Here is a 21,241-nt window from a genome sequence, read left to right as displayed (position 1 = left end):
CTATAGTCGCGCAACGCCGGCGGAATGTCCCGTCGGTGCCCGTGTTGATGCGCACGATTCTGCGACCGCTGAGTGGGTAACGTGGGCAACTATGTTCTTGGCGTCCGTCCAGTGGTCGGCGAGTTTGCCTAATTCTTGGGTTTCATCCAGTAGGTCCCTGGCCGCGGATTGTTGTGCGGCAAAATCGTTGGATGGGCTGCTGCCGGTGATTTTGGCTGACCACGCCGACGCGAGTCGAACCGCTTGTTGAAGCAGCGGTTTGTCGTCGGCGGCGCGGATTGCAGTTTCGTCTTGATGGCCGGCGTAACGGGACAGGATCAGGATGGAGTCGCGAATCTCGATGACGGTGCGATGCAGCAAATATCGGGACCGACTGCTCGCCAGGTTCCCGTGCGCCAGATACACAATCTCCGGACAGGCGGTCGTCAGATCACGCCAGAGCGGCAGCAATCTGCGGCGCTGACGGGAGAATCTATCGAGACGCAGTTGCTCAAGTAGCCGCGTGAACGCCGGTACCGCTATGATTCCCACCCCGGTGATGGAGTAGAACGCCATGCTGCATTGGTTGATAAATTCGACAGTGTCAACAAAAGTGTTGTGTCTTCCGGCTATTACAATCAAAGTAGCAACGGAAGCGGCTACGGTCTGCGTGCTAATTCCAATAGCGGCCATTGCCATGCTGACGATAATGGCAATGCCGCGCCTATTTGGTTTTCTCCGCAATTCCCGAATGCATGCGATGAGAAGCATTGCGGAAAATGAATACCAGATGAGCGAATTATAGACGATTATGGTTGCTGCAGCGGCTTCTGGCGAACTGGAATATGCAATGACGTCCCAGCTTGAATGGATAATGAGCTCAGCATTCTTTGACCACGCATCTATCCTCAACGCCAGATCGATGATCGCGCCCACGATCACAACGGCGTAGACAATGCTCGCCAGATAACGAGGCTCGGACTGGTTGATCCAGGTGTACGCTACGAGGAAAAAAGCGCCTAAAGCCGGAGCTGCCATGAGTTCGCCGAGTTCAAACAGTAATTCCGGTGATAGTCGTGACTGTGAGCAATTGGTGATTACCGTCTGCACTGTTCGGTCGCTAAGAGCGCAGCTTGCCGCCACGGAAGTCAGCGCGATATTGAGTCGCTTGTCCGTGACAGTCGAGTTCAACAGGGTAAGCCGCAGAATTAACGAAAGGAAGATGAACAGAAGTAGTGTCAACGATAGCGGAGCGGGAATCCCTGAATCCATGTTCTACCCGTTAGCCCTGTCTTGTCGTTGCCAGGACTTTTAATCGCGAAGAAATGTGCGCAGGAATTTCGATGCGGTGTAGGCCTTTCGTGATTCCGACATGATCAGAGATGCAAAAAGCTCCGCCTGGCTTTCCTGCTCAGTGTCATACGATGTGCGGTTCAGTACGTGGGTGACGGTCGCCGGATCGAGATCAGGTACCAACTCCTGGATCGAGGCGGTATCGCTGGAGTTCGGACCGCAATGGTGCTCGAGCAACAGGTGCCCAAGCTCGTGCAGAATGATTTGTTCCACGTGGTAGCCCGAGGTGGTGTCGTCATAGACGATGATGTCGTCGGTATGACGGCCGATCCAGACTCCGCAGGGTTGCCCCGGGCCGGATAACCCAGAATGAGGGATTAACCGTATCGGTTTGCCACGCGCCTGCGCGGTAGTGCTGATGAAGACGTCAAGATCCCAGGGCGATGGAACATCCAATGCTCCTACCAGCTGGCATACTCGCTCAGCTCCCGCATCCACTCTATCCCGCAGGCTCATCGCGGACCTGACTGCATCGTCGCATCATACTCACCAAAGTTTGCTCACCGGATTCAAGGCCAGTTCGTCGCCTCGCCGCGCAAGGCGATGCGTTTAACGCTGGCGTCGTGTGGCAGCGACCGGGCGTCATCAGCATCAGCCGCAGCCATGGGTCGATGGTGAGCGTCATCGCCACCTTAGACGACCGAGTGCCGCGCATCACATATCTCATTCCTGGGCGCGGGGGAACTTTCCGCGTGCTCTCGCCGACCAACACCGGAAGTGGCGGCGAAGCATGGAAGGAGGTGGAGCCCTGACAGGTCCGATGTGGATGGCTATACCTCCGGAGGTGCACTCGGTTCTGTTGAGTGCTGGACAGGGTGCGGGATCATTGCTTGCTGCCGCTGCACAGTGGCAGGAGCTTAGCAATCAATACACTTGCGCAGCTGCCGAGTTGACTCGGCTGCTGGCCGAGGTGCTGGCCACCAGCTGGCGGGGAGCCGGCGTTACACGGTATGTGGCGGCGCATGGCCCCTACCTGGTCTGGCTCGAGCAAGCCTCGATCGATAGCGCAGTCACCGCTACGCGGCATGAAACCGCAGCCACGGCCTACAGCAGCGCGCTAGCCGCCATGCCCACGCTGGCAGAACTGACCGCTAACCGCGCAACCCATGATGTCTTGGTTGCCACCAACTTCTTCGGCATCAACACCATTCCCATCGCTCTCAACGAAGCCAACTACGTCCGAATGTGGGTGCAAGCCGCCGAAACTATGGCCGCCTACCAGGCCATCAGTGCGACGGCGACGGCAACAATACTGCCGACCCAACCGGCACCGCCCATCCTTGCTCTGGGCGGTGCAGCCCAAGGTGTCCAGCAGTTCATACCGGGTTGGATTGTTCAACTCCTGACGGACATCCTGGATTTTATCGCCGATCCATACGCGCATTTTCTAGAGTTTTTCCAACGATTCGGATTCAGCCCCGCCGTTGCCGTCGTCCTTGCCGTTATTGCTTTGCAGTTGTATGACTTTCTTTGGTACCCCTACTACGCCTCGTATGGAATGCTCCTGCTTCCCTTTTTCGCGCCGGCGTTGAGTGTCCTGAGCGCCCTGGGTGCGCTGGCCGTGTTGCGGAACAGACAGCCTTCAGCCGGACTGCCTCCCGATCCGGCAGAGTCCGGCCCTAGCGATCACGTGGGCCCACACATCCGCGTTGGGGTCGCGCCACCGGCCTTGGCTACCCCCATCGGAAGCTCATACACGGGCCACTCGCCCAGCACGCCCGCCTCGGCTACGGCTGGCGGCCCTCCACCTTCACCCAGCGTCAGCTACGCCGTGCCCGGCCTGTCACCACCGGGAGTCAGCTCTGGCCCCAAGGCTGGCACAAAGTCGCCTGACACTGCCGCTAACACGATCGGGGCCACCGCCGCGGCCAGAACAAGCTCGCCTTCCGGCCGGGAGCACCGTAAACAACGGAACAAGACCAGAGGCGGCGCACGCGGTTACCGTGATGAATTCATTGAAGCAACCGCCACCATGGCCGGCGCCATCGATGCCCCGACCAATGCTGAACCCGCGTCACACGGAGCAAATAGCCAAGGCGCCGGCCCCCTCGGCTTTGCCGGCACCGCACCGACAACCACCAGCACTCCCGCTGGAATGGTTGCCAGTACCAGCAGCACCGTCCCTCTGCTCCCCACTACCTGGACAACTGGCACCGACGAAACGGCGGTGCACGAGTAGCTAACCTGCCCGAAGATGTGGACCGAAACAGCAAAGAAGTAAATGAGGAGAAAAAAGTCGATGACGCTCAATGTGAAAGGCGAGGGACTTGGTGCGGAGGTCACAGGGATCGACCCCAAAAATTTGGACAATATATCCACCGATGAAATCCGCGAAATAGTCTACGCCAATAAGCTTGTTGTTTTAAAAGATGTCCATCCATCTCCGGAGGAATTTATAAAACTCGGCAGGATAATCGGAGAAATCGTTCCCTATTACGAACCTATTTATCACCATAAAGATTATCCGGAAATTTTTGTGTCTTCCACCGAAGAAGGGCAAGGGGTTCCGAAAACCGGCGCCTTCTGGCATATCGACTATATGTTTATGCCGGAACCTTTTGCGTTTTCTATGGTTTTGCCCATTGCGGTGCCCGGATGCGACCGCGGGACTTATTTCATCGATCTCGGCAAGGTTTGGGAGTCGCTACCACGCGCCAGGAAAAATTCGGTGCGGGGAACGTACAGTACTCATTCTCCTCGGCGCTATGTCAAAATCCGCCCAAGCGATGTTTACCGGCCCATCGGGGAAGTGCTCGAAGAGATCAATCGGGTCACCCCACCGATCAAGTGGCCTACTGTGATTAGGCACCCTAATACTGGAAAAGAGATTCTTTACATTTGTGAGGCGTTCACAATTTCAATCGAGGACAAAGACGGGAATCTGCTTGACAGGACAGTGCTGCAAGAACTTATGGCTGTGGCGGGACAACTCGATCCCGAATATAAATCGCCATTCATACATACTCAACACTACGAAGTAGGTGATATCATTTTGTGGGACAATCGGGCTCTTGTGCACCGGGCAAAGCACGGCACCGCCATGGGCACTCTAGCGACCTTCCGGCTGACCATGCTGGATGGTCTTACTGCACCGGGCTTTGCCGCATGAGCGGCGCAGCTCGCACCCCTTCCGCGCAGACCGGGGTGGAATCCACGGATACGGTTCCAATCGCAGAGAATCTGCTCAGCAGAGTGCTCGAGCCCTACTCGTATAAAGGATGCCGCTATCTCGTCGACGCAGAATACGGAGCAACCGCCGATTCGGTCTCGGGGTATGCGAACTTTCAGATTAATGAGTCCGCCTACATTCGAAGCACGGGACATTTCAATGCTGCGGAATTCATACTGTGCTTCAATCAACTAATTTACAGCCTACTCGCCCAAGGGGTAATCAACAAAGATATTTCTCCACTCCGAAGCTGGTCGATTGCAGATTATTGGAGTAATCAGCTCTCTAACATATTTATCAAAACAGCATCATCGCGATTTATGAGGCCTATCAACCCTCGTAAATTCTCCGCGCGTATGGTGTCTCGCGATTTCGAGATCGTCGAACGAACGTGGCGTTATCTCCTGTTCTCGAACACCATAGAATTCTGGGATGAGAACGGCGGAGCGGCAACCGGAGATTTCGAAATATCGATCCTCAATATCCCATAAGCTATTAGTAGGAGCTGCACTTATAAAAATGTCGCATCTATCATTTACCGTGCTGGAGCGGATCTTCGAACAGGCGCGGCAGCGACCTAAAGAAATCGCCTTGCGTCGCTGTGATGGAACAAGCACGCTGCGGTACGGACAGCTCGTTGCCGAAGTCAATAGGCTTGCCGCGAATCTTCGTGCTCAGTCGATTTCTCAAAGATCCCGGGTGTTCGTTATTTCGGACAACGGACCCGAGACATACCTGTCGGTGTTGGCCTGCGCGAAGCTCGGGGCGATCGCCGTCATGGTGGACGGCAATCTTCCGCCCGCAACCATCGGTCGTTTCTATGAGATCAGCGACCCCGGTGCGATTCTTGTCGCGCCGGAGTCCAAGATCGGCTCTTCCCCACTGCCTGAAGCTCTCCACTCGATACCAGCGATCACGGTCAATATCGACGCTGGCGCAACGTATTCCGCTTGCTCCGTGGATGCGGATTGCCTCGTCGGGAACCTAGACCAGGGCGCTGATGACCCGCTGGCGATGATCTTCACCAGTGGTACGACCGGCGAGCCAAAAGCCGTGCTGCTGCCCAATCGCACCTTCTTTGCTATCCCAGACATTTTGCGGGAAGAGGGTATGACTTGGATCGATTGGGTCGTCGGCGAAACCACCTATTCGCCTCTGCCGGCGACGCATATTGGCGGACTTTGGTGGATACTCACCTGCTTGATGCACGGAGAGTTGTGTATCACTGGCGGTGAGGGCACGTCATCTTTGATCGAGCTTCTCAATGTGAATGCGGTCGCAACGACATTGCTAGTTCCTACTCTGCTGTCGAGACTGGTTTCCGAACTGAAGTCCACTGACACTCCGGTACCGTCGCTGCGACTAGTCGGGTACGGGGGTTCGCGGGCAATAGCAAGTGATGTGAGATTTATTGAGGCTGCCGGGGTGCGCACCGCGCAGGTTTACGGTTTGAGCGAAACGGGCTGCACCGCTTTGTGTTTGCCGACCGCTGATGGCTCAATCTCCAAAATCGAGGCGGGCGCTGTTGGACGTCCGTACCCTGGCGTGGAGGTTTATCTGGCAGATGCAGATGGCGGCGGACCCGCCGTCGCAGACGCTGCCTCTTCCGCCTCGTTCGGCACGCTGTGGATTAAATCACCGGCAAACATGTTGGGGTACTGGAATAATCCGAAGCGCACCCGAGAGGTTCTAGTTGACGGGTGGGTGAACACCGGGGACCTTGTGGAACGACGCGAGGACGGTTTCTTCTACATCAAGGGAAGATCCTCGGAGATGATCATCTCCGGTGGCGTCAACATTGTGCCCGACGAGGTCGATCGCATCGCCGAAAGCGTTTCTGGTGTTCGTGAGGCCGCATGCTACGAAATACCCGATGCGCATTTCGGCGCGCTGGTCGGTCTGGCCGTAGTCCCGGCGGCAAAGCTGGACGAGTCGCAAGCGCTGGAGCTTAAACGAAGGATTGCGGCGTGTTATCGGCGTGAGTCGGAATCGATGGCGCGTCCATCGAAGATTGTGATCGTCGCGGATATTCCACGAACGCAGTCCGGTAAGGTCATGCGCGCAACACTGGCAGCGGTGCTAAATGGAGAACAAGCCGGAATGGTCGTTCGTGACTGAGACGGTACGGGAAAGGGTTCTTGCGGCTGTCTGTGAGGTGTTGTACGTCGCAGAATCGGATCTAGTTGATGGCGACGAAACAGACCTCCGCGATCTCGGGCTGGACTCTGTTCGGTTCGCACTCTTAATGACGCAGCTTGGCCTGACCCCGGAGGTTGAGCTGCAATCCAGATTGGCGGACAACCTGTCGATTGCGGGCTGGGTTCGCCAGCTGGAGAATTCTACGTGACGGCGCCGAAAGAACGTTGCGTCGATCGTGTTCCCTTGAGTCGATCTCAGCAGAACATCTACAACGGGGTATTGCAGGACAACGATCCCGCTTTGTATTTGATCGGCAAAAGCTATCGGTTCCACCAGTTGGAGCTATCGGGATTCCTGGCGGCGCTGGAAGCAACGATCCTCAAAAACCCTGTGCAACTGTGCGTTCTCGAGGCGCCCTCGACAGAGGGTGACTATCCGGATCTCGTGCCGCGGTTGCAGTTCGGCGACATTGTGAGCGTGCGGTCCGACGAACAGTCTCAGACAGACCGTCGTGACTACGACCTGATGCGCACCTGGTCCCCTGACATCCTCGGCAAGCCACTCATGCGGTATACCGTGCGGACCGACCAGAGCGGCTTTGTGTCACACCTCGATGTCTTCACCCATCACATCCTGGTTGATGGCGGCGCGATGGGGATCATCGAGGCCGATCTGGCGCATTACCTTGACGCCAGTAATCGGGCCGAGATCCCTGGTCTCAGTCAAGGTCTGGCCAAGCTGGCGGAGGCGCACCGTCGTGAGGCGACCAGAGTGGAGGAATCGCTACAGCGTCTGGCCGATGTCGTGCAGCGTGAGCTGGCCGCCGAGGCGCGCCACGGCGGGTACGGTCAAATCTCAAACGACGCCCCCGGGAGCGCTGCCCTGGGAGTCCTTCACGAATCAGTGCGGGTCTGCGGCAACGCCTTTGACGCGATCCTCGCTCTGTCAGAGGCCAAGCAGGTCCCACTCAACGTATTGGTGGCCGCGGCGGCAGTAGCGGTGGACGCTAGCCTTAGGCAGAGCACCGAGAGCCTGCTGGTTCACGCTGTGGACAACCGGTTCGGAGATCCCGATCTGAACGTTGCTACATGCCTGGTTAATTCGGTTGCGCACTCGATCCGGTTTCCTCCATTTGCGTCGGTGCATGATGTCGTCCGAACGCTTGACCGGGCCTATGTCAAGGCAGTCAGACGCCGCTGGCTTCGCGAGGAGCAGTACCGCCGAATGTATTTGGCGATCAACCGGACATCTCACATTGAGGCGTTGACGCTTAATTTCATACGCGAGCCATGTGCGCCCGGCCTTCGCCCTTTCTTGTCGGAAGTACCGGTGGTGACGGATATCGGTCCGGTCGAGGGCATGACCGTGGCCTGCGTTCTGGACGAAGACGAGCGCACACTGAACCTGTCGATCTGGAGCAGAACAGATCTGCCCCAAAGAAAGTCGTACCCCCGGGTCGCAGAACGGATCGCGGCGGCGTTGGAATCGATGGCGGCGGCGTGGGATCAGCCGATCGCAATGATTGTCAACGAGTGGTTTGGGCTCAGCTCGGACGGTGCCTGCTGCCTCGGCGATGAGGCCGCCCAGACAGCGCGGCCGCTGGCGCCGGCGTGGTTTCTAGACCCCGCAGGAAGCGTCCACCATGCTGTTGACCGGCGTCGCTACGTCCACCCATGGGTCGCCTGGTTGGTGCGGGACGGCGTCGCGCCAGGTGGCGTCCTGGTGTTCACCGACGACAACACGGACAAGACCATCGATCTCTTGATCGCGTGCCATCTTGCGGGCTGCGGCTACAGTGTCTGCGACACCGTCGACGAGGTTCCCTTGCGGGCGAAGGCAATTGCCGATCATGGTGATGGTGTCTCGGCCTACGTGGTCGACGTGGCTGCTGTCCGGCTCGCGGTGGTTCTGGATGACGAGCAACGCAAGCTTGCTGACAAGCGTATTGAGCAGGCAGCACAAGATATTTCGCTCGCCGCTAAGACCGCGTACATCATGCCGACCTCGGGTTCAACCGGGCAGCCCAAGCTCGTCCGAGTTTCACACGGGTCGCTTGCGCTTTTTTGTGACGCGGTGAGGAACGCCTATGGGTGGGGACCACGCGACACCATCCTGCAGTGCGCGCCATTGACATCGGACATCAGCGTCGAGGAGATCTTTGGTGGCGCGATCTGTGGGTCGGAGCTGGTTCGATCCACCGCCATGAGAACGGGCGATCTAGCCGGGCTCGCACGAGATCTCGTCGCCCAGCGGGCAACAGTCGTCGATCTGCCGACTGCCGTATGGCATTTGTTGTGCGACGATGACGATGCGATTGACGCGATCCGCCGCTCTTGCCTTCGGCAGATCGTCATCGGTGGTGAAGCCGTCCGTCCAAGTGCGGTCGACAAATGGATCGATTCTGATGCTTCACAAGGGATTTCGCTTGTATCGACCTATGGACCGACAGAGGCTACGGTCGTCGCCGCGTATTTGCCAATCGTCTGCGCTCCGATGACCGTCGCGGGTGACGCTCGGCTCAGGCTGGGCCGGCCGATGGTGCCCAACACAGTGTTCATCGCCTTCGGTGAGGTAGTCGTCGTTGGTGATTTGGTCTCTGCTGGCTATCTGGGGATGGATAGCCGCAGCTTCGGCACGGTGACCACCACTGACGGTTCGCGCCGTCGCGCGTTTGCTACTGCTGACCGTGTGATCCTCGATGACGATGGTTTTCCGGTGTTCTCGGGACGCAAAGACGCCATCGTCAAGATCTCCGGCAGGCGTGTCGATACCGCCGAGGTCATTCGGCGCATGTCCGCGGACCCCGCCGTCTCCGATGTCGCCGTCGAGCTTTACCACGGTCGTCTCGGAGTGTGGTTGGAGACGCAGCGGACCCGCGAAGGCGCCGACGATGCTGCGGCAGCGGCACGGAGCAGGCACATTCTCGCGAGCTTGGGGGTGTCCTCGTTTTTCGTTGTCGGCGTGCCGTGTATTCCGCGGAAGCCGAACGGGAAAATTGACCGCGACAACCTGCTGACGATGCCGCAGCTTGTCGACGCCGTACAAAACCATGCCAGGTCAGGTGAGGGAGCGGCCGGTCTTGCGGAAATCTGGAGTCGACACCTAGGCAGGGCCATCCGGCCAGACTCATCGCTGCTCGACGAAGGGATCGGCTCAGTGGATCTCATCAGGATCCTTCCCGACACTCGCAGGCATCTGGGTCGACACCTCTCGCTTCTGGATCTGGTCAGCGCTGATAGCGCCGCCAACCTGACCGCCGCGCAGACAGCCGATGGATGGATGGACGTCGGCAGCAATGCCGAGATAGAACGCGATCTTGCGTCACTGTGCAGGCAACGGCACGCTACGGAGTTCAGCGTCAAACAGCCCCGGAATAGCCGCCAAGAGCAGGCGATCGTCGTGCTGGGCGCGTCGGGAATTTTGGGCACCGGCTTTGCCCAAGCGGTCCTCGACCTGAGACGGTCCGGAGTGTTGTGTCCCGAGGTGGTCTTCGCCACGAGGGCGAGACTCCCCGAAGGTGATCCATGGGCAGCGCTGGGGGGCGTTGACGGGGTACGGATCGAACGTATCTCTCCTGAGTTTGGCCCAGCAGAGCTGGCGGCGCTGATACGCGACACTGACGCCGGGACCCTGGTGAACGGTATCGGCAATACCAACATGCTGGTGCCATACCGTGAATTGCGGTCGGCCAACATCGAGTTGGTTTCCACGATCGTCGAGACATGCGCGAGCCGTAATACCAAGTTGGTGCATTTGTCGTCGTTCGTCGTCAATGCGGATGTCACTATGCCACGGGTCACCGACCCTCGTGACGCGCCTTATCCGTATGCGGCATCCAAGTCACTCGCGGAGCTAGTAGTGGCCGGGTCACCACCTGTACTCGATTTCACCATCGTGCGCCTGCCCCGGGTACTTGGCGAGGACTATCAATTGCGCGACTCCGCTGACATTCTGCTCTCGGTTGTTGATGCCTGTATTGCGTTGCGCGCCTACCCTTCCGTGACAGTGACGGAAGAGGTCACTACCGGCCGAGCCGCGGCGAAGGCGGTCTTGGGCGTGTTGCCAGCATTAGCCGGATCGGCTGAGCTGGGGCGCGGCATTTCCGTGGTACACGGTGCGGCGGTGGTATACGCGGACTTTCTTAGCGAATTCGCTAGCGACGAACTCGATATCGCGGAGTGGAAGTATCGACTGGATCAAAGCGACTGGGCGAAGAGAAATCCGCGAAGATGGTCGGTAATCGATGCATGGGTCACCTTGGGCATGAGGTTCGAGATGCGCTCCTACGCGCAATACCCGACCATGGCCCTCGGCGTCGAGTCCGTCGCCGAGCTTGTCACGCCACCACAGTCGATTCGGGCCTTGCTATCGCAGGGTGTTCACAGCCACTGAAACATGCTGGCATTACAGCAGTACTGCGGTCGTCGGCTATCTCGCCGAACTGGCAGCTTGCGGGGGTGAGTTGGTCGGGTCTTGTCGCGGCTGCGGCATGACACGCACGGCGCGACCGCGTGGACGAACGGGAACTGAATGCCGTCGCGAACCGACCACTGGAAGGGCCGCTCACTGCCGAGTAGCTCGGGAAGGTATTCGTTATGGTTGCTTTGCCCTGGGGTGCCGTGCCGCCAGAGGTCTGGTCAGCGTTACTCAACGATGGCCCGGGGCCGGGCCCTTTGCTGAAGGCTGCCGCGGCGTGGTGGTCGCTCAGCGCTGAATATGTCGCGGCGGCAGATACGCTCACTGCGGAGTTGGGCGCGGTGCAGGCGGGGACATGGGATGGCCCTAGTGCCGGACAGTATGTGGCCGCGCACGGACCCTATCTTGCCTGGCTCCTCGAGAGCGCTGCGAAGAGCAAGACCGCGGCGGCCCTGCACGAGGAGGCGGCCAGCGGCTACACCGCCGCCGAAGCCAGCATGCCCACGCTGGCCGAACTCAGCGCCAATCGCGCTCTTCACAAGGCACTGGTGGCGACAAACTTCTTTGGCATTAACACCCTGCCAATCACCGCGACCGAAGCCCGCTATGTGTCCATGTGGCTTCAGGCCGCCGCGGCGATGACCATGTACCACGCCGTCACCGTGGCTGCTCTCCTGGCCGTGCCCGCGACTCTGCCCGCTCCGCAGATCGTCGCGCCAGGACCACAGGCCAAGCCGGTCGACGTCTCCTCAAGATCAGAATCAGACACCGAGGGAGAAGACGAGGAAGAAGAATTCACATGTCCGCACTGCCGAGCCCGCGCCAATGCGCCTCAGGAAAGCGACCTGGAACGGCCGGCGTCAGAGGTGAATCGCGGCAGGTCCCCATTTGCCAACGCGCTCAGCTCTGCACTGATGCAAATCCTCGGACTGCCCCCTGCCCCAGATTGTCCAGTCTGTGCCGCCGTCGATGGGACGATGATGGTTGGGTCCGCCCTGCAACAGGCGATGCCGTTCGCCGCGTTGGTTGCCCCGGCCTTGGCCGCTGTGCCGGCGCTGGGTGTGGCGGTTGCCGCCGGCATTGCGGTTCCGTTGTCCGTTACGGTGCCGACGTTGACGTCAGCGCCGGCAGGTGCTGCTCCACCACCGGGTACGGCGGAAGTTATCCCCGCGGGAGTGGGTAACGCCGCGCTGCCGGTCGGCCCTGCCGCGCCGAGTGGAGCCACAACGATCGGCGCGGGACCGGTGGGTGGTGGTCCTGGCATTGGCTTCGGTCCGACCGTCAACAATGCGCTGGGAGGCGGTGCTCCGGGCATGGTCGACTCTTGGTACGCGGTGGGACTCACGGAATTGTCGTCGCCTAGCAGCATGAGGGGTCGCACACATCTCAAGACTCCCGAGCCGGTGCCAGACGACGCTGATGCCCCGGATGCCGCCGCAGCGGCGGCCCGCGAGCGTGCGCGGGGCCGTCAGCGCCGGAGGGCGAGGGCCAAAGATCACAGCCATCGGCACGAATTTATGGACCCGGACGCCGGCGAAGGGCCAGACGTTCCCCACGCCGAATCGGTGGGTGCTTCCGACCGTGGTGCGGGACCGCTTGGATTTGTTGGGGCCGCGGCGAAAGCTGGTGTTGCCTCGGCGGCAGGGTTGATCACATTGGGCGCCGATGAGTGGAGCGGCGGCCCTGCCGTGCCGATGTTGCCCAGCAGCTGGGACAGCGACTCGCCGAATGTGGGTCCCTGACAATGTGGTCGGCCACCCTGGGCGCCACGGTGTTTGCGGTGACTCCCTCAAACATCTGGCGGGCATCGCTAAACGTCTTGCCCTGCTTACCCGTCCGCATCGGCAAGAGATCTAAGAGGCGTCGGCGCCCCAGGTGGAGGTCCCGGACATGGTGCTGGACAAGATGATTGCTCACGTCACCGAGCGCGGCGACGTGGGCGACTTGAATTCCTGTCGTTGATTTACAACCAGCGGCGCGATGAAGTCGCCACTTGGTCCACGGTCACGGCTGGCGGGCGGAATGCGCCGAACTGCTGGATCTACTCGTCGCCAACAAGCGGTCGACACCGCCTATGGGTGGGCATGCCTGGTTCATGTTCAGCGCGCTAAGCGTGGGCGCCGCAGCGAAAATATAATCGCTGCTGCGGGAAGCTCTTTGGACTTTCCCCCTGCTCGCGTTGGTCTAGTTGGATACGCGCGGTGAGTCGACGGCTGCTAGACGTGAAACAGCAGGGCGCCGAAGGTAATAGCCATCCCGGTCGACATCACGGCCTGACTTGCGCGATGCAACGAGCGCCGACTGAGGGCTGCGCCGTTTCGCGGCGTCGTGAAAGAGCGGTACGCCCAGAAGACCGCCGCGACCCAGAAAAACGCGAACCAGAACCAGTTGAGGGCGCTGACCCATGCGGGGGGCCCGCTTGCCTGCACCACTTTCGTCGCCATATCAACACCCGGCATCGACGTATGGGGCGATGCGTGATGGTGGCCGCCGCAAGGACTCTGCAGGTGACTATCCATGACAGCGTACATCCACACCATCGCCACCATCATGACGGCCGGATATACATACACCACTCGTTCCCGTCGGGCCGAAATGGTGGCCAGGGTCACAAACCACACTCCAGCTAGCCCGAAGAACACTGCGGGGCCCACCGTCGGTAGCTGGGCACCCCGCGGCCAGGCCATCACTGCCATCGCGATTGCCATCGCAAAATGCAGCCCGTTGCTTAGGACCGACGTCCAAGGTCGGCGGCGGGCCAGACTCGTGAAGCCGCATTCGGCAGCGCTCAGCACGAACAGCCCGGTGACAACCCAACGCAGCAGCAGGGCATCAATCATGCGAGGCGTCGCCGTTCGGGGAAGGCATCCGGCTACTTTAGGTCGGTGCAATCAACCGACGCGTGCCGACCACCTATGCGGTCTGCGCCGCGCGTCCGTAAGCTCAAGCAATGCAGACTGACGGGCCGGCCGGAACGGCGACGTCGGTTGTGCCGGCTCCTCGGCCGATCTCCTTGGGGACCGCACTAATGGTGGCTGGCCTGCTGGGTAGCGCGGTCGCTGTTGCTATCTACGGGCTGTTCTCGCGAGCTGACCGCTACGGCGCTGCCGGCAATCCGGACCCGGGCAGCTTCGTCAGCGTTGCCGAACCCGTCGGGTACTTCGGTGCGTCGCTGTCGAGTGCGCTGTGTCTTGGGGCATTGGTGTACTTCGTGATGATGGTTTGGCCGCGGCCAGATGGCTTGATCGATGCTCAGGCGTTTCGGGTTCACCTTGCTGCAGAGCGTGTTTCCATCGCCTGGCTGGTGTTTGCCCTGGCGATGGTGGTGGTTCAGGCCGCTAACGACTCCGGTGTGACGCCGGCTGAGCTTCGAACTGGCGCAGCACTATTCAATGCCGTTGCCGCCTCGGAGACCTCACGGGCGTGGATCGTTGTGGCGATTTGTGCGTTGCTCGTTGCGTTGACGCTGCGCGTCATCATTCGATGGCCCGGCCACTTTGTGCTGTTGATTCCCGCAGTGATTGGTGTCATCGCGACCGCGGTGACCGGTAACGCGGGGCAGGGACCGGATCATGACTACGCCACCAGCGCTGTGATTGTCTTTGCGCTCGCCGTTGCCACATTGAGCGGGCTCAAGATCACCGCGGCGATGACGGGGGTGACGCCAAGCCGCGCTGTGCTGATAGCGCAGGTTGTGTGCGGAGTGCTCGCGCTAGCGTATGGAGCCGAGCTGGTCTATCTGCTTAGCCCGGGCGCGGCGATGATCAGCTCGGACTTCGGTCGCCTCGGCCTGGTGGCCGGAGTTTTGCTGACGCTGGTGTGCCTGTCGGACGGCTGGGCGTTGGTCATGGGCCGGCCGGAATCCGATCGCCGGACACGCCTTACCGCGCTGGCCATGACGGCCGTCACGGCAGCGACAGCGGCGATGGCCGTTCAGACTGCGCCGCGATTCCTCACCCACAGGTTCACGGCCTGGGACGTTTTTCTGGGTTACGAGCTGCCGCAGCCGCCTAACATTGTCAGGTTTGTCACCGTGTGGCGGTTCGACAGCCTCATCGGCGCTGCTGCCATCGCCCTCGGGATCGGATATCTAGCGGGCTTCGTCTGGGTGCGGCGTGCCGGCAACACCTGGCCGGTGGGCAGACTGGTGGCGTGGTTAACCGGGTGTGTCGCACTGGTATTCACCAGCGGCTCAGGCGTGCGAGCGTACGGTTCGGCGATGTTCAGCGTGCACATGGCCGAACATATGACGTTGAATATGTTCATCCCGGTCCTGCTTGTTCTGGGCGGACCGGTCACCTTGGCGCTTCGTGCTTTGCCCGCGGCCGGTGATGGACAGCGACCCGGACCGCGCGAATGGCTGACCTGGCTGATGCACTCCCCCATGACGGCCTTCCTTTCCCATCCGATCACGGCCTTCATCCTGTTCGTGGGGTCGCCGTACATCGTTTACTTCACACCGCTGTTCGATACCCTGGTGCGTTATCACTGGGGCCACGAGTTCATGGCCATTCACTTCTTGCTGGTCGGATATCTCTTCTACTGGGCAATCATTGGTATCGATCCGGGGCCGCGCCGACTCCCCTATCCGGCGCGGATTGGCCTGTTGTTTGCTGTGATGCCATTCCACGCCTTCTTCGGGATCGCGCTGATGACAATGACATCGGCAGTTGGTGCCGGGTTCTACCGCTCCGTCAATCTGCCGTGGCTGGCGAGCATTGATGCTGACCAGCATATGGGTGGCGCAATCGCCTGGGGCGCAACGGAATTACCTGTCGTCATCGTCATCGTGGCGCTGGTGGCCCAGTGGGCGCGCCAGGACCGCCGAGTCGCTGTCCGTGAGGACCGACATGCCGACAGCGGCTACGCCGATGACGACCTAGATGCATACAACGCGATGCTGCGCGAGCTGTCCCGCATGCGTCGATGACAAGACCGCTTGTCGTCGATGCGCCCCGCGCGCCCAGGTATGCGGTGACTCTGTCATGGGGTGTCGAGGACCTGGCTGTACTCGGTCAGATCCAAGGCAGCGGATTGAAACGTTGCGGGCGTGTTGCCCTCGACGAGGTGGTGGGCAAAGTTCTGCATAGTGGCGGCGTAGACGAGGGTAGCTGCCAGCGGATAGACCAACACTTTGACGCCGAGGTCAGCGAACTGGCGTGGCGTTAGCTCAGGTGTTTTGCTGGCAACTGCGTTAAACATGATGGGCACATCAATAACCTGAACGGCGGTTTCGATCTCTTTCGGTGTTTGGAGCATCTCGATCAAAATCAGGTCGGCACCAGCGTCGGCGTAGCAGCGGGCTCGGCGCAGAGCCTCGTCAAACCCGCTGTTCAGCCGGGAATCGGTGCGGCCAATTATCAAGAACTCCGCACTACTACGCGCAGCGGTCGCGGCCCGAATCTTGGCGGCATGATCCTCAGCAGAGATCAACTCGATACCACCCATTGCGCCGCACCGCTTAGGGAAGACCTGATCTTCCAAATGGATCGCGGCCACGCCACTGGCTTCATACTCCCGCACAGTGCGCGCGACATTGTCGCGGTTGCCGTAGCCGGTGTCAGCATCGGCGATCACTGGCACCTGCACCGCACGTACCATTGCGCGGGCATGCGCGGTCATTTCAGTCATCGTTAACAGCCCGACATCGGGAGCCGCCAGCAATGACGCCGACACACCGTTGCCGGTCATATACACCGCGCGAAAACCGGCCCGCTGAAAAATCCTGGCAGCCAACCCATCGTGGGCACCGGGTGCCACCAGCAGGTCCTCACACGCCAACAGCGACTTCAAACTTGTCACCGCATAACGATATCGGCAGACCCCGGCATTACCGCCTGCGGCGGGGAGGATCTGCGCTGCGGACGCGATCGCGCGGCCCCCTACAGCTACTCTGGCAGAATGCGTTTGTGTTGACGCCGGCTGAAAGATTCATGGGCGCCATGGTGCTGGTGGCGTCATTGGCGGTATCAGGCTGTGAGTCCAGACCGTCGGGAAGTCCAACGTCTGTGGTAGGGCCCCGGACCGGGCAGTGCGGCATTGTTGATCCATCGCTTGCCGAACTGGCTGCGGCTCGTGGGAAAGTGTTCGGTACCGCCTATCGCAGCACCTTCGCAGCGGGAGATCCGTGCTATCGCGAGGTGGCTACCACCGAGTTCGGTTCACTGACAACCGAAATCGGCACCATGATGAACACCATCGAGCCGGCCCCAGGAGTGTTCGACTTCCACGAGGCAGACTCGGTGGCCGCTGTCGCCGCAGACACTCATCGAGATTTCCAGATTCACGCCCTGATATGGGATCCCCTCGATCAGCCCCAGTGGCAGATTGTGCCTCAATCCATCAAAGGGCTGCCATCGGACCAACGCCACCAGCTGATGATCGATACGGTCACCACGATCATGAACCGCTATGCCGGCAAAGCCAGCACCGTCACCGTCGTTAACGAAGCTTTCGATCAGCTGGGCCAACTGCAACCCACCGTGTGGTGGGACACCACCCACAGCGACCAATACATTTTCGACGCGTTCCGTGCCGCGCGTCTGGCGGACCCGAAAGGCCTGCTGTTCTATAACGAACACAGCGCCGAAACGCACAGCGACAAATCCAACGCCGTCTACGACCTCGTCAAACGCCTGCACGACACCAAGATCAGTGTCCTCATCGATGGTGTGGCGGTCACAAAATCTCTCATCGATGGCATTGGATTCCAAGGCCACATGCTCGGTGGCAAAGACCAACAGCCCTCGACCTCCGACATGGCCTCCAACTTGCAACGCTTCGCCGATCTGGGATTACAGATCCGGTTCACCGAATTGGACGTGCGCATTCCGGTGGCTAACGGCGTAGCCGACCCAGCCGACCTGGACCGTCAACGCCAGGTCTACAAGACCATGACGCAACTGTGCCTCAACCAATCTCACTGTACCGGCATCACGCTATGGGGATTCACCGACAAACGGTCCTGGATCACAGACTACCCCGACACCTTCTCCGGATACGGAGCTGCTACCCCCACCACAACCACTTATGCCCGGAAGCCCGCCTGGACAGGGATCACCGACGCTCTCGCTTGACAATTACAGTAGCTATTGCCGTTGTATTTGGGAGGGCCCAAAGTTGCGTAGCCGCAAGCTGTTTGACACCACGAAAAACGACGAAAACGCCATGGCGGCACCGGCGATCAGAGGATTGAGCAGGCCACCGGCGGCGATGGGGATTGCCGCAACGTTGTAGCCGAACGCCCAGATCATGTTGGTCCGAATTGTCCGCATGGTGGCACGCGCCAGATCCAGTGCGCACGGAACGACATCGAGGCTGTCGCGGACCAGGATGATATCGGCGGCGCCGATCGCGACATCGGTGCCGCGCCCCATCGCCAAGCCCAAATCGGCACATGCCAAGGCGGGTCCGTCGTTGATGCCGTCTCCGATCATCGCGACTGTGTGCCCCTGATCACGCAGTCGTTGGATAACGTCGACCTTGGCTTCGGGCAGCACATCGGCGACGACGGTGTCGATATCTACTTGTGCTGCAACCGCACGCGCGGCGGCCTGATTATCACCGGTGAGCAGAATTGTGCGCAGCCCGCGGCTGCGCAGTGCTGCGACAGCGTCGGCAGCTGAATCCTTGACGGTGTCGGAGATCGCGACAGCTCCACAGGCAACACCATCGACCGACACGAAAACCACCGTCTCGCCGCGAGACTCGCCTTCGCGCCGTGCGGAGTCGAGGGTGGCGTCGCACGGCGCATTCCGGGTAACCCAGGACGGCTTGCCGACTTCGACATGGTGCTCAGCGACAACTCCCGATACGCCGCATCCGGCAAACGCGACGAAGTCGGCGACCGGACGCGGATCTGCAGACGCGGCCACGATAGCCGTTGCCACCGCATGCTCAGAGGCCGCTTCAACTGCGGAGGCGAGCGCCAGAACTTCACCGGAATCCCACCCGCCGGTTGACGTTACCGTGCTCACGCTCAGCTGTCCGAGTGTCAACGTGCCGGTCTTGTCGAATACCACGGTGTCGACCGCATGGATCGTCTCCAGCGCTCGGTAACCCTTGATGAAGATCCCCAATTGGGCGCCCCGGCCGGAAGCGACCATCATGGCGGTGGGGGTAGCGAGCCCGAGCGCGCAAGGACATGCGATCACCAAGACCCCGAGCACCACGGAGAAAGCGCGATCTGGGCTGGCTCCAGCCAACAGCCAAGCGGCACCCGCCAATCCGGCGATGACAAATACCGTCGGCACGAACACGGCCGCGATGCGGTCAGCGAGGCGCTGCGCGCGAGCCTTCTGCGCCTGTGCGTCCTCGACGAGACGGACCATCGCAGCAAATTGGGTATCGCCACCGACTGCGGTGGCCTCGATCACCAGGCGGCCGTCGAGCACCGTGGTGCCGCCCACCACGGTGGCCGCCGGCGACGCGCGTACCGGTCTGGCCTCACCAGTCATCGCGCTCATATCGATCGCCGCGGTGCCGTCGATAACCACACCGTCGGCGGCAATGGTCTCGCCGGGCCGTACCACAAAGTGCTGTTGCTGTTTGAGCTCTCCGGCCGGTATCACCAGCTCCGCCCCAGTGGGCAGCAGGACAGCTACATTTTTGGCACCCAAGGTAGCGAGCGCGCGTAGTGCACTGCCAGCCTTGGATTTGGCGCGAGCTTCGAAGAACCGACCCGCAAGAACAAAGACGGTGACTCCCGCGGCAACCTCCAGGTAGATCGAGTCGCTGTGCAGGATCGCCTGCCAAATTCCGTGGGTCTGCCGGGGCCGTGTGGCGACGAAGATCGTCGACAGCGACCAACCGGTGGCCGCCACGATGCCCACCGAAATCAACGTCTCCATGGATGCGGTCCGATGGCGCGCGTTGCGCAGCGCAACACGGTGGAACGGCCACGCGGCCCATGTCACGATCGGGGCTGCTAGCGCGGTAAGCAGGTATCCCCAGCCGGGGAATCTGTTGGTCGGCACGATCGCAAACATGGTCGATAGATCGGCCAGCGGCACGAACAACAGCGCCGCGACAAGGAGCCGTCGCAGCAGGTTGCGGGCATAATCGGCGTCAGGATCGGTTTCTTCGACGGCGGACTCCGCGTGCGCAGCCGCACGATATCCGGCCTGCTCAATTACCTGGCACAACTCATCGACCGCGATGTCGGCGGCATCGATGGTCGCAACTCGGGTAGCGAAGTTGACTGATGCGCGGACACCGGGAACCTTGTTCAGCTTCGTTTCGACCCGGCTCGCGCAGGCCGCGCACGACATGCCAGCAACATCCAGCTGGATACGTCGCACGGACTCACGGTTAGTGTCCTCCACAAGCGGAGCCGTCACGACCCTCCTCACATCGGCGTATTGCACCGTCAGCCTACAAGCGCAACCGCGGGCGCCTTAACAAAGCAGCCGCGGTTAGCTGGGCCCCCGGCCCGCATGCTTTCGCAACCACTCCCGCTGGCGACGGATAAATGCCGCATCGACGACATTCCCATGACCCGGGACGTAGATGGCGTCGGGGCCACCGATTGCGACGAGCCGTTCTAGCGTTGCCGGCCACGCGGCTACATCGGAATCGGCGTCGATGGCGGGGTCGGCTGACTCCTCGACCAGATCGCCGGTGAACACCACAACCACGCCGCCGTCGGTGTCCGTGCCAGGCGCCACCACCACTAGGTCCGAAGTGGTATGTCCACGGCCCAGATGGGCAATGGTCACACTCCGGTCGCCGAGATTGATGACAGCGTCGTAGACCCCGTGGTGTGGCGGGCGCAGCGCTGCGATCGCGCGGTCGATCTCGGTGGCGTCCGCACCGTGGTGCAGCGCATCGCCGCGGAGCTGATCGGTAGCCGACGACAAGTATTCGACAACCTCTGGTGCGCAGTATATTTCGGCTCCGGCGAACACCGAGGAGCCCAGGACATGGTCGAAGTGCTTGTGCGTCAACACAACATGGGTGATCGGGCTGCTGGCAAGCTGCCGAACGTCGGTGTCGATCGCAGCCGCTTCGGCGAGCGTGGTGCCGGTGTCGACGAGCACCGCACCGGCATGGCCCAGCACCAACCCGACTGTGACGTCGCAGAACGGCAACCGACAGCGATACACGCTTTCGGTCAGCTGCTCCCAGGCGAAATGCACAAAGAACAAGGTAGCCGCCGGCCATACAGCGCGACGGGTGTGCAACGAT

The 21,241-nt window shown here is 60.7% G+C and carries 15 protein-coding genes; 9 read left to right on the top strand and 6 right to left on the bottom strand.

The window, feature by feature from the left end; all coding sequences use genetic code 11:
- Both B586_RS11010 and B586_RS11005 read right to left on the bottom strand, forming a co-directional pair.
- The gene (locus B586_RS11010) at positions 1 to 1,251 is read right to left on the bottom strand and encodes an MAB_1171c family putative transporter (protein WP_054879944.1); all 1,251 of its coding nucleotides are present in this window, start codon (positions 1,249 to 1,251) and stop codon (positions 1 to 3) included.
- Positions 1,252 to 1,290: 39 nt separating this feature from the next.
- Positions 1,291 to 1,788, bottom strand: a complete 498-nt coding sequence (locus B586_RS11005; RefSeq protein WP_047314103.1) for a hypothetical protein — start codon at positions 1,786 to 1,788, stop codon at positions 1,291 to 1,293.
- 310 nt (positions 1,789 to 2,098) lie between these two features.
- Between B586_RS11005 and B586_RS11000 the strand changes: the two genes are divergently transcribed.
- The 7 genes from B586_RS11000 to B586_RS10970 all read left to right on the top strand — a co-directional run bounded on the left by B586_RS11000 (position 2,099) and on the right by B586_RS10970 (position 12,798).
- Positions 2,099 to 3,511, top strand: a complete 1,413-nt coding sequence (locus B586_RS11000; protein ID WP_054880963.1) for a PPE family protein — start codon at positions 2,099 to 2,101, stop codon at positions 3,509 to 3,511.
- Between the two features lie 60 nt (positions 3,512 to 3,571).
- Positions 3,572 to 4,441 carry a (3R)-3-[(carboxymethyl)amino]fatty acid oxygenase/decarboxylase gene (gene scoE, locus B586_RS10995; RefSeq protein WP_054879946.1) on the top strand — a complete coding sequence of 290 codons (870 nt, stop codon included), beginning with the start codon at positions 3,572 to 3,574 and terminating at the stop codon, positions 4,439 to 4,441.
- On the top strand, positions 4,438 to 4,992 hold the full coding sequence (locus B586_RS10990; RefSeq protein WP_054879947.1) for an FcoT family thioesterase: 555 nt from the start codon (positions 4,438 to 4,440) through the stop codon (positions 4,990 to 4,992). Before scoE ends, B586_RS10990 begins: the two co-directional genes overlap by 4 nt.
- Before the next feature lie 28 nt (positions 4,993 to 5,020).
- A complete protein-coding gene (fadD10, locus tag B586_RS10985) occupies positions 5,021 to 6,619 on the top strand; it encodes a fatty acid--CoA ligase FadD10 (RefSeq protein WP_054879948.1) in 1,599 nt (532 codons plus the stop codon).
- Positions 6,585 to 6,848 (top strand): acyl carrier protein, encoded by a 264-nt coding sequence (locus B586_RS10980; RefSeq protein WP_236971265.1) that lies wholly within the window; start codon positions 6,585 to 6,587, stop codon positions 6,846 to 6,848. The genes fadD10 and B586_RS10980 overlap by 35 nt, the downstream gene beginning before the upstream one ends.
- Positions 6,845 to 11,032: an AMP-binding protein gene (locus B586_RS10975; protein ID WP_054879950.1), complete on the top strand. Its 4,188-nt coding sequence runs from the start codon at positions 6,845 to 6,847 to the stop codon at positions 11,030 to 11,032. Before B586_RS10980 ends, B586_RS10975 begins: the two co-directional genes overlap by 4 nt.
- Before the next feature lie 203 nt (positions 11,033 to 11,235).
- Positions 11,236 to 12,798: a PPE family protein gene (locus B586_RS10970; RefSeq protein WP_054879951.1), complete on the top strand. Its 1,563-nt coding sequence runs from the start codon at positions 11,236 to 11,238 to the stop codon at positions 12,796 to 12,798.
- Between the two features lie 474 nt (positions 12,799 to 13,272).
- Here B586_RS10970 and B586_RS10965 read toward each other — a convergent pair whose 3' ends face one another.
- On the bottom strand, positions 13,273 to 13,896 hold the full coding sequence (locus B586_RS10965) for a DUF5134 domain-containing protein (RefSeq protein ID WP_054879952.1): 624 nt from the start codon (positions 13,894 to 13,896) through the stop codon (positions 13,273 to 13,275).
- Positions 13,897 to 14,006: 110 nt separating this feature from the next.
- Between B586_RS10965 and B586_RS10960 the strand changes: the two genes are divergently transcribed.
- Entirely contained in the window at positions 14,007 to 15,986 is a 1,980-nt protein-coding gene (locus tag B586_RS10960; RefSeq protein ID WP_054879953.1) for a cytochrome c oxidase assembly protein, read from the top strand.
- 53 nt (positions 15,987 to 16,039) lie between these two features.
- Here B586_RS10960 and B586_RS10955 read toward each other — a convergent pair whose 3' ends face one another.
- Positions 16,040 to 16,858 carry an isocitrate lyase/PEP mutase family protein gene (locus tag B586_RS10955; protein ID WP_054879954.1) on the bottom strand — a complete coding sequence of 273 codons (819 nt, stop codon included), beginning with the start codon at positions 16,856 to 16,858 and terminating at the stop codon, positions 16,040 to 16,042.
- Between the two features lie 107 nt (positions 16,859 to 16,965).
- Between B586_RS10955 and B586_RS10950 the strand changes: the two genes are divergently transcribed.
- Positions 16,966 to 18,132, top strand: a complete 1,167-nt coding sequence (locus tag B586_RS10950; protein WP_236971263.1) for an endo-1,4-beta-xylanase — start codon at positions 16,966 to 16,968, stop codon at positions 18,130 to 18,132.
- 12 nt (positions 18,133 to 18,144) lie between these two features.
- On the opposite strand, the gene B586_RS10945 is transcribed toward B586_RS10950, so the two are convergent.
- Together B586_RS10945 and B586_RS10940 are read right to left on the bottom strand one after the other, a co-directional pair.
- Positions 18,145 to 20,394 (bottom strand): heavy metal translocating P-type ATPase, encoded by a 2,250-nt coding sequence (locus tag B586_RS10945; protein WP_054879956.1) that lies wholly within the window; start codon positions 20,392 to 20,394, stop codon positions 18,145 to 18,147.
- A gap of 75 nt (positions 20,395 to 20,469) precedes the next feature.
- Positions 20,470 to 21,192, bottom strand: a complete 723-nt coding sequence (locus tag B586_RS10940) for an MBL fold metallo-hydrolase (RefSeq protein WP_054880964.1) — start codon at positions 21,190 to 21,192, stop codon at positions 20,470 to 20,472.
- Between the last annotated feature and the right edge of the window lie 49 nt (positions 21,193 to 21,241).

The sequence above is a fragment of the Mycobacterium haemophilum DSM 44634 genome, assembly GCF_000340435.2.
Classification (GTDB): Bacteria; Actinomycetota; Actinomycetes; order Mycobacteriales; family Mycobacteriaceae; genus Mycobacterium; species Mycobacterium haemophilum.
This window is presented reverse-complemented; position numbering and strand designations above follow the sequence as displayed.